The organism is Haloterrigena sp. H1, assembly GCF_005938085.1.
Lineage (GTDB): Archaea > Halobacteriota > Halobacteria > Halobacteriales > Natrialbaceae > Natrinema.
Genome location: NZ_SMZK01000001.1, coordinates 600004 through 616551, shown reverse-complemented (window position 1 = coordinate 616551; position 16548 = coordinate 600004). Strand labels below are relative to the sequence as shown.

The window sequence follows — 16548 nt, the reverse complement described above, 5'->3', positions numbered from 1 at the left end:
TGGATCGGAACACCGAATATCGAGGCGCCGACCGATTGGGGTATGCTCGGTCCCGGCCCCGCAACGCTCGCCGTTGGCTCGTTCGTCGCTCTCCTGGTTGGCTCGTGGCTGTTCAACCGCATCCGCGGTGGCTCCGCGGACGAGCGGCGGTCTCGAAAACGCCACCGGGAGGCCCAACAGCGCGAGCCGCCGGTCGACATCGGCGACGTCGAGACGGTCGCGATCCGGGAGTTTACCGATCATCACTCCGGCGAGCGACGGGCCGTCGGCAAAATCGAGGGATTCGTCGTCTTCGTCGAGGACGTCCCGGATAGCTGTGAGACGACGGACGTGATCAGAATCAAGATCCTCTCGTTCAATCGTGGGCAGACGTCCGCGACGGCGACGTACCTCGAGTCGGTGTAGCGACGGACAGTCACGACGAACGAGGGTTCGAGAAATATACCATACCATATATCTCTGGTGGGCTCAAACTCCCCTCCGTGATCGACCGCTCTATTAGCACCGTCTTTCTGGCCGTTTTCTTCGTCGTTGCGCTCGGTGCTGTCGGACTGTTCGTCGTCGAGGTCGGGTCGACCTCGCCTGACCCTGCCGCGTTCGATGACACGGTTACCGTTGGCCTCACCCTCGAGTCCGAGTACTCACTCGGGGAGGAAGTCGACCTCCCACGTGCGCAGGTCTTTTACTCACAGTATCAGTACGTCGTCGGCTACTACGGCGTCGAAACGTTCGTCGATCAGCAGCGCCAACCCGAACACGAACAGCGGTTTGGCTATCCGATGACGGTGTACGTCTCAGACTACAGTGGCACCGGGGTCGAATTAAACGACAACGGCTATCCAGTCACCGACGGCGCTCCCGGATGGACCGACGCGGAGACGGCATGGTTCGTCATCGGGAGTGACGCACAAACCCCTGCCGGCGACACCGTCATCCCCTTTACCGACCGCGAGGATGCACAGGCGTTTACCAACGAGTACGGCGGCACCGTTCACTCCTGGGAATCGACCCTCGAGCAATCGTTCGAGCGTGACGACGCGGAAGTCGCTCGCGACCGCGTCACTGACCACCGACAAACGGCAGACGCGCGGGTCGAAAACACGTCCGCGCTTCTCGATCGGCCGACCTCCGTGGTCGTCGGCGAGGACACAGCCACCGTTCAGGACGCGATCGATCAGGCCCCGGCGAACACGACGGTCGTCGTTCCTGCAGGAACGTACGACGAGAAACTCGAAATCGATCAGCCGATCACGCTCGCCGGCGAGGGAAACGTCACGGTTCGCGGTGACGGGAACGGCTCGGTCATCACGGTCACCAGCGAGGCGGTCGCAGTCGACGGGATCGACATCACCGGTGTCGGCAACGTGACGCGCGAGGGCGGCGACCTCCCCGTCGACATCGACGAGGGGGCGTGGGACGCCTCCTTCCTGCAGTACTACGCCGGGACCGACGCCGGGATCTCGGCGTACAACGCCGACGACCTCCGCGTCGAAAACGTCAGCATCGACACGCCCGCCAGTGGCGTGATCGTCTACGAAAGCGAGGACGCCGTCATCCGGAACGTGACGGTGTCGGCTCCGGACGATCCGACAAAAGGCCTCGCCAGTGTCCTGTTGTTCCAGTCCCCGAGTGTCATCGAAGACTCGACGTTCACGGGTGGACGAAACGGGATCTACCTCTATCGCTCCTCGGAGACGATCGTCCGCTCGAACACGCTCGAGGGCAACTACCTCGGCATCCATCTGATGTATACGGGAGACAGCCTCATCGCTGACAACACCGTCAGCGGACAGCAAAGCAATGGTATCGTCATCATGACTGGGCCGGAACGAAACGCCGTCGTCGGAAACACGGTTCGTGACACAGAATACGGCCTCAGTCCGGGCGGGAGCGCGAACTACGTCGCGAATAACGTCGTCGAAGGAAACGATCTCGGAGTCCACGTCGGCTCGACGTCGTCGATCTACGAACACAACGTCATCGCGGGGAACGACGTGGGCGCGGAGGCAAGCGCCATGTTACCGACGAATCGCGTCTTCGACAACGACTTCGTCGGCAATGACGTCCACGCCACCGCGATGTCCGGTCCGCTCCGTATCTGGAGCCATGGCGGCAATGGCAACTACTGGCAGGGTGCCGCTGGCATCGCCAGCGGCGACCAATCCGACCTGTCGTACTCGCCGACTGATCCCCTCGACAGCCGATTACACCGAACCGACGGCACGCCGACGCTCGCCCGGGCCCCCGCACTCAAGGCCCTCGCCGGGCTCGAAGGCTCCGTCCCCGGGATGCGAACCGGAAGCGTCGTCGACCGGGCACCGACCTGTGAACCGAACAACCCCGACCTGCTCGCACAGACCGAGTGGGAAGACGAGGCTTGGACCTGCTACGAACTGACGCGGACGACGAGCAATGACTGATACGACACCACTTCTCGAGGCGACCGGTATCGACCACGACTACGGGACGGTCTCCGTGCTCCGAGACGTCTCTGTGACCATCGAACGCGGCCGAGTAACGGCTCTGATCGGCCCGAACGGTGCCGGCAAGTCGACGCTGATTCGTGACCTTGTCGGCCTTCACGAGCCGACGGCAGGAGCGGTTACGTACAACGGCCCCGACACCGCACGGGAGATCGGCTATCTCCCCCAGCATCCTGCGTTCCGACCCGGCTTTACCGCACTCGAGACGCTGCAATTTTACGCGTCACTCGTCGGCGGTGACGAGACTGATGCGATGGCCAAACTCGAGCGAGTCGGTCTCGAGGACGCAGCTGATCGACCGGTCGAGGCACTCTCCGGTGGAATGACCCGGTTGCTCGGCATCGCACAGGCGACGATCGGCAATCCGCCGATCGTTATCTTAGACGAGCCGGGCAGCGGACTCGACCCGAGTATGGGACTGCACGTCTTCGACGTCGCTGCCGACCTCGCCGACGACGGGATCGCAGTCCTGTTGAGTTCTCACGATCTGGAACTCGTCGAGCAGATCGCCGACGACCTGTTGATACTCGCCGACGGCCGCGTCGCCGAACAGGGGCCGATCGCCGACGTTCGGACTCGAGTCGGTGGGGACACCCTGCGACAAATATACGAGCACGCCGTGGGTGGCCACCGCGATACCGTGCAGGTCGTGGGTGATCACGCATGAGCGGTGACGTGAACGCGCCAAGTGATCCCAGTGACCGGCCCACCGGACGGCACAATCGCTCGCAGTCGACCGCGCCCGGCTCGAGACACATCCTCGAGACGATCATCGGGCGGGAACTCCGAACGATCGTACGGACGCGGACGTTTTTCATCCTCGGGCTCGCCTTTGCTGCCGTCGTTCTTGGAATCAGCTGGATCAGCGGAAGCGTCCGCGGCGGGTACGTCCCGACGCTGGTCGACCTGCTCACCCCACTCGAGTTGCTCGTCCCAGTCGTCGCGATCGCCTTTGGCTATCGCGCGATTCTCGGCGACGCAGAGCGTGGCGAACTCGACGTCCTGAAGACGTATCCCGTCTCGAGTCGCGAGATCGTCGCCGGCGTCTACGTCGGGCGAGCGATCGGCCTGCTGACTGCGATCGTTGCCCCGCTGGTCATCACCGCGATGACGGTCGTCGTCGCCGAAGACGAGGGGCGGACCCTCTATGCCTCACACTCCGGTGTCGACTCGCCGATCCTGTTCGGTCGGTTCGTCGTCCTGACGATCCTGTTTGCGCTGACGGTTCTCGCCATCGCGATCGCGATCTCGGCAGTAGTCAGTGGCACACGCAGCGCCATCGCGCTGTCGGTCGTCGCGCTCGTCGTCTTGCTCGTCGGGTTCGATCTGGCGCTCGTCTACGGGTTTTCGGCCGGGTCGATCGGCGACGGCAGCCTCGTGCATGCGCTTGCGCTCAGCCCGCTGAGTGCTTACCGGGGCCTCGTCTTCGAGAGTTCGATCATCGTCGCGTCAGGGACCGGCCCGGCAGCCGCATCACCGATCGCGAGTCTGGTGAGTCTTCTCGTCTGGACAGCCGCGTCGCTGGGCACCGCGACGTGGGTCATGAACCGCTAGTCGGCCGTCAAAGCCTACCAGCGTTCCCGGAGCGTAGTACACGCGAAAATAGCCTCATTTCGAGTACAGGTGACTGTGCGATCTAGTGTGCATCGACGTTCAATGGCTACTATCGAAAACAGAACGGTGTTTTCGATCGGGTACCGTATCGAACGCGATCGATCGTGATCGTGGTCGCGCTCACATCCCTCCCGACATCATCGAACTGACCAGTTCCTGCGTGATTTCGTCGTGCTCGTAGATGTCACCGCCGTATTCGGCTTGGAACTCGTCGGCCTGATCGGCGTCACTAAACGGAACGATGGAATCACCCATCGCCCCGATGACATCACTGCCTGCAACCATCGTGAGTTCCGTCACGTCACCGAACGCGTCGGCCTCGAGATGGCGGGAAATGGTTGTTTGGGTGGTGCTCTCGTCGACCTCGTAATCGACGGTCGAATAGTCCGTCAGGTAGCTGACCTGGGGTTTGGACTCGTGTTTGAACGCGAACGTGTAGGTGCAGAGTGAACTACAGAACTGTGCCGGGCGGTCTTCGTCAAGCTCCTCAACTGCTGTCGGATCCTCGTAATGAGACTGGCCGGCAGGTCCTTTATAATTCCCGATTTTCATGCTACAATTATCACACACCTTTTCATCGTCGATAGTGATCGGGTCGGGAACGGATTCCGATCCCGACCCATTGCCGCCGGTTCCAGAGCAGCCAGCAATGCTTGCGAGACCGACGGCTCCGATGCCACTTAGCACTGTTCGACGGGATATCGATCTATCAGTATCAATAGCAGATGTCGAAACGTCCATACGACGCATTGGATCGGAGATATCAAAGTCTGTGTGGTCCGATTCCCGAACGATACCAAGAGACTGCTGGCCCTGTTCGAAGACGTCAAGGCCGTTTCGGTCGCAGCTTCACGGTCCGTTGATGTAGGAAAAGCGGTGGCTACTGCAGTATCAAGCGACGAAAAGAAACGTCCTGATACGATCCGCTGTCAGTCAGGGCCGGTGGGACCGCGACCGTCGTGCGGGTGGGCCGGTTCCCAGTGACAGGAAACCGTATGAATGAGTCGCGCTACGGCCGTCGTCGGAGCACGAGCGTCGTCAGCAGTGCTGCAAGCGCCGTGAGTCCAGCCCCGATCCCGAAGCCAGGCATGTCATCGGAGTCGGTGGTCTTGCTACCGGATTCCCCGTTGCTTTGCTCGAGGTACTCGCTCATCGAATCCGTATCCACCTCGGGAAACTCCTCATCCCACTCGCCGGCTTCGTGGACAGTCGTCTCTGGCCCGACCACGCTGAGATGTTCGATATCCGACTTCGTCGCCGACGCAGTGTCGATGCCGTCCATATCGTCGACGTAGACGTACATCGACGTCGTCTCGTTGGTCTGTTCAGTTGCGACCCCGCTGATCGACATGCTGTCGCTGACCGTGTCAGTGATCGCGCTCATGTTTTCGAACCGCGCTCCGGCTTCGACGCGCACCGTTCCCTCTTTGATGCCGGCGTCGATGCGGGCGACCTCGAGCTTGGAATCCTCCAGTGCCGAAACGAACTCCTCCGTCTCCGAGGACATCGTCGGCGAGGACTGACTGTTCTTGATCGACTCTGCCCATCGGTTGATCGTCTGTCCGGCCAGCTCTTTTGTCTCGAGTTCGAACTCGCCGTCCATCGAGAGTTTGTCACCATCTGTTTCGGCCGTCAGGTCGAACGTCACGTCGTTTGGCGGCTCGATGTCGCGGGACTCGAGCTCGTCGATGTAGGCGTCCCAGTTTTTCGTATCGCCCGTGACTGTTGCGTCGAACGACGCCTCACCGGACGACGTTTGTTCCACCGAGCCGTCCCAGGTGATCGTCGACTCGAGGTCCGCCGCCTGCTGGGCCTCGATGGCTGTCCGTGCCTTCTCGAGTTGGTCTTCCGGAAGCTGACCGCTCGTATCGCTTGCTTCCATCAGATCGAACATCGCGAACGTCAGTTCGTCGTAGTTTGCGATCGCGACGTCCCATTCGGCAGTTGTCGACCCCTCGCTCTCGTCCATCATGAACGAGATTTTCTCGAGGTCGACGGCAGTGACGCTGGTCGCGATAGTCTCTGCTTCCGAGCGGGTCAGATCAGACGATTGATCTGCCGTCAGCTGTTCGGTTAGCTGCTCTTCGAGCCCGCTGTCGATGCCGGTGTACGTAACGGTGTACTCGAGCGTAAGCTGCGACTGACCGGCCGATTCGTTTTGGAAGTCGTAGTTCGTAACTTCGATGTCGCTGGTTCCGCCTAGACTCATGGCGACCGTTCCATACTGACCCTGAAGGGTCTTTTTGGCCTGTTCTCGTGTCTCCCACTGACTGGCCGACCACTCGGAGACGAGCTGTTCTTGGGTAACGTCGATCGTGTAGCCGTTGCTCGTCTCTTTCAGGGTGGCATCGAAGTATCTGTCCGTCTCAGCGGCCATGTCGTCCGTCTCGGTCTCGGCGGACACCTCGCCGCTCGTCTCGAACCGGTCCGCAGTTGCGGAGATCTCACCGTTTGTACTGACCGACTCAGTGCTCGCGCTCTCACTGGTGAACGTCCCGGACATCTCTGCGTCGAACTCGTTAGCGTCCTCGGTGACCTCTCCGGTGACGTCGACGTCGAGCTGCTCGAGGTCATCCGGTTGCTGCATGACCATCGACCCGCTTCCGGAGAGCCCCTGCTGGTCGAGGACTGCCGAGAAGTTCGCCGACTCTAACTCTTCGTCTGGGTCCTCGATGTCGTCGACGACGAGCACGTGAACCAGGCCTTCGCTAACGTCCATGCCCATGTCGATCTTGTTGAGGTCACCGGAGTCGTCCTCGTAATGAAGGACGGCACTCCCGTTGTCGCCGAGATAGATGTCGTCGGCCGGTTCAGACTGTGAATCGACCTGTGCGACCGAGTCGTACGATTTAAATTCCGGAGAGGGCTCTGCTGCCTCGACAGTCGTCGTCGCGCCGCCGAAGGCGACCGGCAATCCGATCGTCGCGACGCCAACGATTGCGATCATAAACACGGCCAGAAACGCCCTGAAGCCGTCCGTCGATCGCAGATTTGCTATCGATTTCAATACTGGTAGCATATATATAGATATCAATATGAATGGTGATAAAGGTTAATTTTCTCAAATATCTCGAGCTATATTCTGGTTCTTACTATCAGTAATTCACAGAATACAGATCACGACAAACGATGGCTCGCCGGCGCGAGTCCTCACGTGCGATCGACAACCTCTTTCGCCCGCCACGGTCATATCCAGTATGACCGACTATTTCGAAGTGCACGAGCGCGATGGGGCCGCGCGCGTGGGCGAACTCCGCCTCTCCTCGCCACGATCGACGCCTGCACTCGTCGACGACGTCCTCGAGGATGCAGGCTCGCTCTGGAGCCAGTCCCGCGAGGTCCCCGAGGGCGACGAGTCGACACTGACCGTCCTTCCCCACCGAGCATTTCCCGGCGGAACCGCCCCGGAAGTCCAGGAATCATTCGCCGTCGACTATCCTGACGTCGACTACCCGAGCGTCGCCGTCGTCTCGAGCGAGCACGTCGACGATCACGGCACGGATGCCTATGCCCTCTCCGAAGTCCAGTCGGTGATGGGCCACGGCGCGGCGCTGGTCGAGGCCGTCGTCGACGTTCGCGAGGCGATCCCGGCAGATACTGCCCTGCTGTTTTCGGGCGTCGCGACGCCCCGAAACGTCGCCCTGTTGGCCTACGCCGGCGTCGATCTCTTCGATGCAACTGCTGCGGTCGTCAAAGGCACCGAAGGTCGGTATCTCACGACCGACGAGGCGTACTTCCTCGAGGATCTCGACGAACTCCCCTGTTCCTGCCCGGCCTGCCAACAGCCCCGCGAGGAGTTCACCCGCGAGGACTGTGCCGAACACAACCGGAACGCCCTCGCGTCGGAACTGGCGATCGTCCGGCGGCGGATCCGCGATGGCCGACTCCGCGACTACATCGAGGGCCAGGCCCGCCACGACCAGTGGCTGACCGCCGCCATGCGCGAACTCGACTCGCAGTGGGGGTATCTCGAGGAACGCACGCCCATCCTCCGGGACGCCCAGATCAACGCGGCGACCGAGGACACGCTCCGACGGGTGGAGATCCAGCGCTTCGCCGACCGGGTGACGACGCGGTATCGCAACCGCTTCCAGAATCCGCTCGTGCTCGTCCCCTGTTCGGCCACCAAGCCCTACAGCGAGTCCCAGAGCCACCGCCAGTTCCACGACGTCATCCAGTGGCGCGGCCACCTCGTCTCGATGACCAGCCCCATCGGCGTCGTTCCACAGGAACTCGAGACGACCTACCCCGCCCAGCACTACGACACCGTCGTTACGGGTCGCTGGTCAGAAGACGAGAAGGAATTCGTGGCCGACGTCCTCCAGCGGTATCTCGAGCGCAACGAGTACCCCGAGATCATCGCCCACGTCCCCGACGAGGGGTATCGCGATATCGTCGAACGCGTCGAGAAGCGACTCGATCTCGATATCACCTACACCGTCGCCGAGCACCCGACCGACGACGAGTCGCTTGCGAACCTGTCCGAGGCGCTGTCGGGCGAGCTGAAATACTCCAAGCGCGAGCGCGAACACAACACCGTCCGCGCCATCGCGGACTACCTGCTCGGTGACGGCGCCGGCGACGACCTCTTCGCGGACATCCAGACCACGAGTCGGTACCCGAAGATTCAGGTTCGAGACAGCGAGGACACCCAGCTCGCGACGATGGTACCCCAGTACGGGACGCTGTCGTTTACACTCGAAGGAGCCAAGCGCTGGCTCGCAAGCGATGCGCCGGCCAAGCGCGTCGAGATCGACGGCTTCGTCCCCCACGGCAGCGTGCTCGCGCCGGGGGTCGTCGACGCCGACGAGGAGATCCGCGTCGGTGACGAGGTGATCGTCGAGGGGCCGAAGGCCTTCGCCGTCGGCCGCGCCGAGATGTTCGGCCGCGAGATGGCCGAGAGCACGCGCGGGATCGCCTGCGAGATTCGCCACGTCGAAGAGCAGTAACCGACTCGAGCGCGATTTGTCTCTGAACCTGTATCATACTGGTCACTGTCAGTCAGTGCCAGCGCACCCGCATGCCAGGGTGCCGGTGCGCCGAGAAACAGTGACAGCAGGCCGTATCAGCGGCCGGGACACGACTTGAGCAGGTGCTCGTGATAGACGGCTGCCGGCACTCGCTCGCTACAGAGGTCACACGTGCGATACTCGTCGTAATCGTCTGTCACGGCTCGGGATATCACGGCCCGTCGGCATAGGCGTCGTGGTTCGGCAATCACCGACCTCGATTCTCACGAGGCAACCTGCTGCCGCCGTTCGTCCCGGTTTCGGACTGGTCCGTGCCCGTGAGCTACTGTCAAACCGCAGAATTGTGTTATATACACACATGGCGTATCTGGTAGTGGTGAATATAATGAGCAGTGAAACAGCAGACACCACGTACGCCGAGGGTACCTCCCTCGAGAACGACTGGCGCCCGCTCGCGATTGCGGGCGGGATCGTCGGGTTGATCGGCATCCTCGCCATTGCCGCCCCGGTCGTCACCGGACTCTCGGTATCGATCGCACTCGGCGCACTTCTCGTCGTCGGCGGGATCGTCCACGGCGTCCACGCGTTCACGGCACGTGGGTGGCGTGGCTCGTTCTGGCAGGTCGCGCTCGCGGTCGTCTCGGTACTCGCCGGGCTGGCCGTCCTCGCAGCGCCCGCCGTCGCGCTCGTCACCTTGACGGTGGCGCTCGTGGCATACCTCTTCGTCGACGGCATCGTCGAACTGGGGATGGCGCTGTGGATGGGGTCGGCCCCGGGACGGCTCTCGATCGGCGTCAGCGGCGTTATCTCGATGGTCCTCGCTGGCCTCCTCTGGGCCGGCTTCCCGACCACGGCAACCTGGGCGATCGGTCTGCTCGTGGGCGTGAGCCTCCTCGTGACCGGCTTCTCGATGGTCTCCGTCGCGATGGCGTCCCGGCCGGTCGAGGACGTGACCCCGCCCGCGACCGAACCTCGCGGTGCGGCATAAACAGACTACCAGTTTTTAAAGTGCGCTCGAGTGACGGCAGCGACCGCGACGCTGACCACTACCCGCCGAACACCGAGTCGAAGAACTTCCGTTCGGCTGTCCGGAGGTGCTGGTTGAACGTCGCCGGTGCGATGCCCAATCGATCGGCGATCTCCTCTCCGGTGCTCTCCCGCGGCCAGTCGAAGTAGCCGCCGAAGTAGGCCGTCTCGAGTGCAGCCTGTTGTTTGTCTGTGAGGTCGTCCTCGAGGACGGACATCGTGCCAGTATCGCCACGCTCGCTTCGTTCGGTCGTCCGCTGAGCGAGATAGGTAACGTCGTCGCGTTGGGCGCGGATGAGTTCGATCATCTGGCGGGTGTCCCGACCGCGTGGGAGTTCGACGACGAAGCGGAACTCCCCGTCGTCGATCGTCGCCAAGGCGACGCGACCGCCGTGGGTTGCGATCGTCTCGAACAGGGAGATGGCCGTCGGTGCGACGAGTTCGAACTCGAATTCGTCACGTTTGGCCGAGAGGATTCGAACGTCGCTGATGCCGTCGGTTCGGTCGATGGCCTCGGTGAACGCGTCCTGGGAGACATCCTGAGCCGAGCCATACGCCAGAAGCGTCTCGTCACCGCCGACCAACTGCTCGATCGTGATCGTACACGCTTCCGAGCTCGAGAGATCGATCAGGGGTTCGGCCAGTTCCTCGACGCGGAACTCGAGTTCGATGACGGCGTCGCTGACTAAGGCATCCCGGCGCTCGATGGCGGTAATTGCGTGCGCGATGACGTCGCCGATCCGTACGAGAACAGCCGTTTCGGGTTCCCTGAACGCACGTGATGACGAGGAGTAGATACACAAGACGCCATAGACGAGATCTTCGTAAGCGATCGGGACCGCCGCCGACGAGAAATAGCCACGGGCCCGTGCCTGCTTTCGCCACGGCTCGAATTTCTGGTCTGTTCGAACGTCGTTCATCACCTGAACCTGTCCGGTCCGGATCGCCGTGCCCGCTGGTCCCTGTCCGCTCTTTTTGTCTTCGTCAACGCTGACTTCGATCTCGTCGAGGTAGCCGTCTTCGACGCCGGCCGCCGCCTTCGGGGAGACGCGGTCGCTGCCCGGATTGATCTCACCGATCCACGCGAACCGGTAGGCGTCGGACTCGGCGAGTCGGTCACAGACCTGTTGTTCGAGTTCCGCGCGCGTCTCGGTCGTGATCACCGCGTGGGTAATGTCGTGGCCGATTCGGTTCAGACGGTTGAGCGCCTCGAGCTGTTCGCGCTGCTGACGGCGTTCTCGCTGTTGGCGGGCCCGCTCGATCGCGTGATGGATCGTCCGAATCAGCAGTTCGCTCGTCACCTCGTCTTTGACGAGGAAGTCCTGGGCTCCGCGCTGGATCGCCTTCACGCCGACCTGCTGATCTCGCAGGCCGGTCAGGACGACGATCGGCGTCTCCGACGCCTCGTGGACCGTCTCGAGCGTGGACAACCCCTCGCTATCGGGGAGATTGAGATCGAGAAGAACGATGTCGACATGTTCGGACGCGAGCGTCTCGAGGGCCTCTTCGAGGCGCATCTCGTGTGAAATTTGGGGCTCCTGCCCTGACATCTCGGTGGGATTAATCCGCTTCGTGAGTTCTTCGGCCCCGTGGAGCATTTCCTGAATGAGACGAGCGTCACCGGGATTGTCCTCGATCAGGAGGACCTGCAGCGTCTCGTCTGACTCCGTGTTCGACTCCTCAGTAGTTTGGGTATTCGTCTCGCTCATACGTTTTCTTCCTCCGGTGGTAACCGAACGACCGAGAACCAGAACTGCTCGAAGGCGCGGATCGTCTCGATGAACGCATCGGGATCGACCGGCTTCGTCAGATAGGCGTTGGCATGAAGTTGGTAGGATCTGGCGATGTCTTCTTCGGCGTCCGAACTCGTCAAGACGATCACCGGGATCGACCGGAATTCCGGATCGTCTTTGAGTTCCTCGAGGATATCCTCGCCGCCTTTCCCCGGAAGATTGAGGTCTAGCAAAATGAGATCCGGACGCGGTGCGTCGGCGTACTCCCCTTCCCGTGAGAGAAACGAAAGTGCCTCACTGCCGTCGGAAACGACGTGCAGGTCGTTTTCGATCCGCCCCTGTTCGAAGGCCTCCTCGGTCAGGCGGATATCGCCGGGGTTGTCTTCGACCAACAGGAGCTGTGCTGGCTCCGCCCGAAACGTGTCTGACTCGTTCATCGGTTAGTGTGTTTCCTTCGCAACTGCGCTGGCAATCTGGCTCGGCGCTGCCCGTGCTGCCGTCCTCCGTTCGCGCGCGAACTAGGCCGGTTCATGTTTCTCTGTCTGCTCTGTCGTTTGTCGTGACTGCGGATAGACGTGGGGTACCATCCCCGAGATTCGTCCGTACGTCTTCACGCGCCGTCCGCAAGGGCCAGCGGTGTCCGACTCCCCGAGGTGAACGGCTGCTGATCGGCTACACTCGTCGATTCGCAAGAGCTGAACACCGATATCAGTCATAGGTGCCCCATACTACAGCCAGGAACGGTCGCAGGCGGTGTAAACCTGCCGCCGAAAATGGAATTATTTCAAAGTATCACGAGTGACTAGTAATCCGTTCAAGTGAAGGTCCAATTGCTAGCTGAGACAACGGGCAACCCGTGCTCTCAGTCCCTAGATGTATGAGCCGACGCTAACTCACGCGCTGACGCCGCTTGAAGATCGTCCGGTCGATCGCCTCGAGAACGCCGAACTCGATCACCTGCTCGAGGTCCGGTCAACGCCGACGATCCGCTGCGGTGGCGCGATCGGTCCGATCCAGTCGGACGTACCGATTCGATATATCAACATACAATTTACCATTACTGGAGGAAGTGGGATTTCAGTCTGTGTTGCTCACCAGCACTTGCCCGACCCGCCATCCGAGTGCGATAGCACGAACTCGGTGACGGACCAAAGCGAGAGCCGACCGGCATCACGAACGGCCCACCGCTCGGCTGCGGCGGTCGCAGAACGGCGAGGCAATGACCACGGTTCTCGGAACGCCCGCTGTTGGACGGAACATGCATACACCCCGGATCGGCTGCGCCACAGCGACTACTGCTATGACGATCACACACGAGCTCTCGAGACCGAGACACAGCGTGCAGGCACCGACCACGTCCGGCGACTGTTGACGAACACGAACCACTGACGACCGAGGTGATAGCCGGACCGGCTGAGATGGCCGCGCGCGAACGGTTGACGATCATCCGCGACCGGATCGTGAACCACCCTCGAGCGGACACTGCCTATCCACGGCCGTTCACCCGACCGGCGGCCGGTGGGATTGGTTCGATCGAGGCTCGAGCCACGCGGATCGAGGGCGGTCCGTGAGAGACTCCGAACACCTCCTGTGAGCCGATCGAGAGAGCGGTCACGTCCTGCGGCGGACGATCGGCACGTTCGTTCGAACCACGCAGTGGCCGATTCGAACGCGTGTCGTTCCCGGTTCGCAGTCGATAGTAGCCGTCTCGAATCCCAGATTCCGTGTCGACGGGCGTGTTCCCGAGTGAGTGGTGTGAGCCACCCGACACTGGTAAAATAAATAGTATATCGCGATATTAAATCGCGACTGAACCCGGCCATGTCGGCCCCAGCAGCGACTGGGACGGACCGCTAGCGAGTGATTTCCGGACGTGACAGGCGTCGATACCGTTCGAAACGGTTGGGCCTCGAGTACAATGACGTACTTCGTTACGGCGACGGGCAGACCGGCGCTGATACGAATCGCATACTAATACCGTCGGTTCGCGCGGTCGTTGCTATGAGCGTGTACCCCACCGGCTCGTTCGAAAACGAACTCCAGCGGCGCATCTACGAGTACGTCGAGCGAAACGGGGCCGTTACACCGGCCGAGCTAGCGCGGTCGATCAAAGTCGACGGCGGTCACTCGGACTCGAAACCGGCTCGATCGAGGGCGTACACCGAGTCAGTGCCACCCACAGAGGACGAGCTGCAGACGTGTCTCGAGACACTACAGGCCGAGGGATACCTGACTGATGTCGATGGAAAGTTTCGGATCGCGCTCTCGGCGACGACGGTCGACCTCGAGTGTGATGAGGGGGCCATCGTCATCCGACCGGCACGCGAGGAAGATCGGGCCGGGGTCGTCGAGACGATGCGGACGGTCGCCGAGGACGAGACGTACGTCGTCGCCGAAAACGTCGCGATGGAACTCGATCGCGAGTCGGCGCTCGTCCGGGCCAACGAGGCGCGGTCGCGGATCGTCTTCGTGGCGATTCTTATGCCGGAGCCGGAAGACGACGAGACCGAGTCGTCCGAAGAACGTACCGAGCCCTCGGCGACGGATGGCGATGTCGTCGGCTGGCTCCACATCGACGCGCCGGCACTCCCAGCACTGCGGCACACGGCCGAACTCACTGTCGGGGTCGATCCACAGTATCAACGCCAGGGCATCGGTTCGTCGCTGCTCGAGTACGGCCTCGAGTGGGCCAGCAATGCCGGCTATCAGAAGCTCTACCAGAACGTGCCCGCGACCAACGACGACACACTCGCGTTCTTAGACGAACACGGCTGGCAGCGAGACGGCGAACACGAAGGGCAGTACTGTCTCGACGGCGAACTCGTCGACGAGATCATGCTAGCGGTGTGGCCCGACTCCGAGTGACTGTTCCTGTCGGCGTTCCTCGAGGGTAGTGTTCAGATAAGCTGATTCCATGCGAAGCTGAACGATCGGAGCCAGTCGTCGGCAGTTTCTGCGTCGGCATTGCTGAAGCAGTTTGAGAAACAGAGGGTTCGTCGTTTTATCTCTCGAAAGACACGTTCAACAGCATTCCGATTTCCATGTTTTTCGTATCTGAAATCGAGGCCGTGACGCTGACATGCATCTTGTAACGAGTGCGATCCATCGACGAGAAACACGGCGTCGGAGACATCGTGTTTCTCGGAGAGTTCCGTGAGAAATGAATGAGCGAGAACCTTCGTTGTTGTCGGTTCAAGCTTGGTATGGAGTAATTCGTTTGTCTCGGGATCGACTGCGGCGTACAGCCAATACTGTTCATCGTTCAGTCGGATCACAGTTTCGTCAACCGCAACGTGATCCGGACACCGACCAGATTCGGGCTGTAGATCGGCCTTGTGAACCCAATTGTGAACGGTGGATCGAGCGCGTTCGACACCGAATATCTCAAGAATAGAGACAGTATTCGAAAGCGAGAGTCCAGCGAGATGCAGCTGAATACTGAGCTTCATTAGCAATCGCGGTGTCGCTTCTCGTTCAACAAACTCTAAGTTGATCTCGTCTAAATAACCGTTGAGGCGGTCGTTTTCGGGCATAGATCACTCAGAAAACGAACCGCCTCATCCTTCATCCTTATCTGAACACCGCCTCCTCGAGTGGGCGAAGGTTTTCTTGCCACGCGGCCTCATAACACGTCGTATGCAAGAAATTACGCTTGGCGTTCCGGAACCGATCCTCGAGCGACTGCCCGACGACGACGAGAGCGCGGCAGCGGACATGCAAAAGGCCGTCGCAGGCTGGGAAACCCGGCTCAATCAGGCGCTCGAGGACGCCGACGACGAGCGCGAGGCTGCCGGCCGCGTGCTCGAGGCGGTCGACCGCTTCGAGACGCGATACGAGACCTACGACGAACTGGTGCCGGAGCTGCGGGCGTGGGGGCAGTCGCCGATTTACGCGATCGCGTGGCGGACGCTGTACGCCGACGTGATCGCACAGCTCCACGAACACGACGACCTCGCGGACCACCTCGATCGGGAGCGGAACGCCCGATTAGTGGCAGACGGCATTCGGCTCCGGGATCTGTAACAAGCGGCGTCACTGATCGGCCGACTGCCTGCAGAATATATCATTTTTAATTCTATTTCTATATAGCCATATTTTCGGCTCCATATGCCTGTGCCTTCTGTTTACCCGGTAAGCATCACAGAAACAAAACCTATCTGATAGTAATACCTTTGTAGTCGGACTCGAGAGTGAGACGTGTGGCGACGACTGACCGACCGACACCGGATGGAACCGACGCGATCGATCTGACGACTCGCGTCCGCCGTCGGCTCCTGCCGGCACTCCACCGGCTCAAAGAGCCCCTCGGAGGCTACGCCATCTGCAGACAACATCCATCGGAGTACGTTGGCACCGTCAAGCGGACTCTGGATGCGGTGCGGTCGATGCTCGCGGAGCTGGCGTTCGAGTCGGAACCGATCGCGTCGCTGAAAGTTCACGACGACGGCCGACTCTCGGCAGGGAGCTGGGTCCGCCGCGAGTCACCGCTTGCGAGGTGGCAACTACATGTCACGCTGTTTCGGACGGGCGAGGGAACCGTCGAGGTGTTCGCCCATCGCGAACACTCGTGGCTTCGCCATCCGTACAAACACTACACACAGGATGGGTGGGACATACAGGGTGGCGTCGACCGAATGCGATCGATCCTCTCAGAGCATGGCGTTCCGTTCTGGATCGAGTAGTGCCCACTCGATCGGTTGCGCCACACAACTGTGTGAATCT

The 16548-nt window shown here is 61.2% G+C and carries 16 protein-coding genes; 11 read left to right on the top strand and 5 right to left on the bottom strand.

Annotated features, from left to right (window positions below; all coding sequences use genetic code 11):
* The first annotated feature begins 42 nt into the window (after positions 1-42).
* From E2L06_RS03195 to E2L06_RS03180, 4 genes are all read left to right on the top strand, one after another.
* The gene (locus E2L06_RS03195) at positions 43-405 is read left to right on the top strand and encodes a TRAM domain-containing protein (RefSeq protein ID WP_138778542.1); all 363 of its coding nucleotides are present in this window, start codon (positions 43-45) and stop codon (positions 403-405) included.
* 77 nt (positions 406-482) lie between these two features.
* A complete protein-coding gene (locus tag E2L06_RS03190) occupies positions 483-2420 on the top strand; it encodes a NosD domain-containing protein (protein WP_138778540.1) in 1938 nt (645 codons plus the stop codon).
* Positions 2413-3150: an ABC transporter ATP-binding protein gene (locus E2L06_RS03185; RefSeq protein WP_138778538.1), complete on the top strand. Its 738-nt coding sequence runs from the start codon at positions 2413-2415 to the stop codon at positions 3148-3150. The genes E2L06_RS03190 and E2L06_RS03185 overlap by 8 nt, the downstream gene beginning before the upstream one ends.
* Entirely contained in the window at positions 3147-4037 is an 891-nt protein-coding gene (locus tag E2L06_RS03180; protein WP_138778536.1) for an ABC transporter permease, read from the top strand. Before E2L06_RS03185 ends, E2L06_RS03180 begins: the two co-directional genes overlap by 4 nt.
* A 180-nt stretch (positions 4038-4217) precedes the next feature.
* Here the strand turns inward: E2L06_RS03180 and E2L06_RS03175 are convergent, their stop codons facing one another.
* Together E2L06_RS03175 and E2L06_RS03170 are read right to left on the bottom strand one after the other, a co-directional pair.
* A complete protein-coding gene (locus E2L06_RS03175) occupies positions 4218-4838 on the bottom strand; it encodes a nitrous oxide reductase accessory protein NosL (protein ID WP_138778534.1) in 621 nt (206 codons plus the stop codon).
* A gap of 268 nt (positions 4839-5106) precedes the next feature.
* The gene (locus E2L06_RS03170; RefSeq protein WP_138778532.1) at positions 5107-7044 is read right to left on the bottom strand and encodes a hypothetical protein; all 1938 of its coding nucleotides are present in this window, start codon (positions 7042-7044) and stop codon (positions 5107-5109) included.
* Between the two features lie 250 nt (positions 7045-7294).
* Here E2L06_RS03170 and arcS point away from each other — a divergent pair, with 250 nt between their 5' ends.
* A complete protein-coding gene (arcS, locus tag E2L06_RS03165; protein WP_138778530.1) occupies positions 7295-9046 on the top strand; it encodes an archaeosine synthase subunit alpha in 1752 nt (583 codons plus the stop codon).
* 406 nt (positions 9047-9452) lie between these two features.
* The gene (locus tag E2L06_RS03160; RefSeq protein WP_138778528.1) at positions 9453-10055 is read left to right on the top strand and encodes an HdeD family acid-resistance protein; all 603 of its coding nucleotides are present in this window, start codon (positions 9453-9455) and stop codon (positions 10053-10055) included.
* 58 nt (positions 10056-10113) lie between these two features.
* Here the strand turns inward: E2L06_RS03160 and E2L06_RS03155 are convergent, their stop codons facing one another.
* Together E2L06_RS03155 and E2L06_RS03150 are read right to left on the bottom strand one after the other, a co-directional pair.
* On the bottom strand, positions 10114-11802 hold the full coding sequence (locus E2L06_RS03155; protein ID WP_138778526.1) for a bacterio-opsin activator domain-containing protein: 1689 nt from the start codon (positions 11800-11802) through the stop codon (positions 10114-10116).
* A complete protein-coding gene (locus tag E2L06_RS03150) occupies positions 11799-12263 on the bottom strand; it encodes a response regulator (RefSeq protein ID WP_138778524.1) in 465 nt (154 codons plus the stop codon). Before E2L06_RS03150 ends, E2L06_RS03155 begins: the two co-directional genes overlap by 4 nt.
* A 436-nt stretch (positions 12264-12699) precedes the next feature.
* On the opposite strand from E2L06_RS03150, the gene E2L06_RS03145 reads away from it, so the two are divergent.
* The 3 genes from E2L06_RS03145 (at position 12700) to E2L06_RS03140 (ending at position 14691) form a co-directional block, all read left to right on the top strand.
* Positions 12700-13215: a hypothetical protein gene (locus tag E2L06_RS03145; protein ID WP_138778522.1), complete on the top strand. Its 516-nt coding sequence runs from the start codon at positions 12700-12702 to the stop codon at positions 13213-13215.
* Between the two features lie 29 nt (positions 13216-13244).
* A complete protein-coding gene (locus E2L06_RS21690) occupies positions 13245-13397 on the top strand; it encodes a hypothetical protein (RefSeq protein ID WP_171052297.1) in 153 nt (50 codons plus the stop codon).
* 430 nt (positions 13398-13827) lie between these two features.
* Complete coding sequence (locus E2L06_RS03140) at positions 13828-14691, top strand: GNAT family N-acetyltransferase (RefSeq protein WP_138778520.1); 864 nt, start codon at positions 13828-13830, stop codon at positions 14689-14691.
* Positions 14692-14723: 32 nt separating this feature from the next.
* Here the strand turns inward: E2L06_RS03140 and E2L06_RS03135 are convergent, their stop codons facing one another.
* Entirely contained in the window at positions 14724-15359 is a 636-nt protein-coding gene (locus tag E2L06_RS03135; protein WP_138778518.1) for an IS6 family transposase, read from the bottom strand.
* A 103-nt stretch (positions 15360-15462) separates the two neighbouring features.
* Between E2L06_RS03135 and E2L06_RS03130 the strand changes: the two genes are divergently transcribed.
* Together E2L06_RS03130 and E2L06_RS03125 are read left to right on the top strand one after the other, a co-directional pair.
* Positions 15463-15849 (top strand): hypothetical protein, encoded by a 387-nt coding sequence (locus tag E2L06_RS03130; protein WP_138778516.1) that lies wholly within the window; start codon positions 15463-15465, stop codon positions 15847-15849.
* 176 nt (positions 15850-16025) lie between these two features.
* Positions 16026-16508 (top strand): hypothetical protein, encoded by a 483-nt coding sequence (locus E2L06_RS03125; RefSeq protein ID WP_138778514.1) that lies wholly within the window; start codon positions 16026-16028, stop codon positions 16506-16508.
* Positions 16509-16548 lie beyond the last annotated feature (40 nt).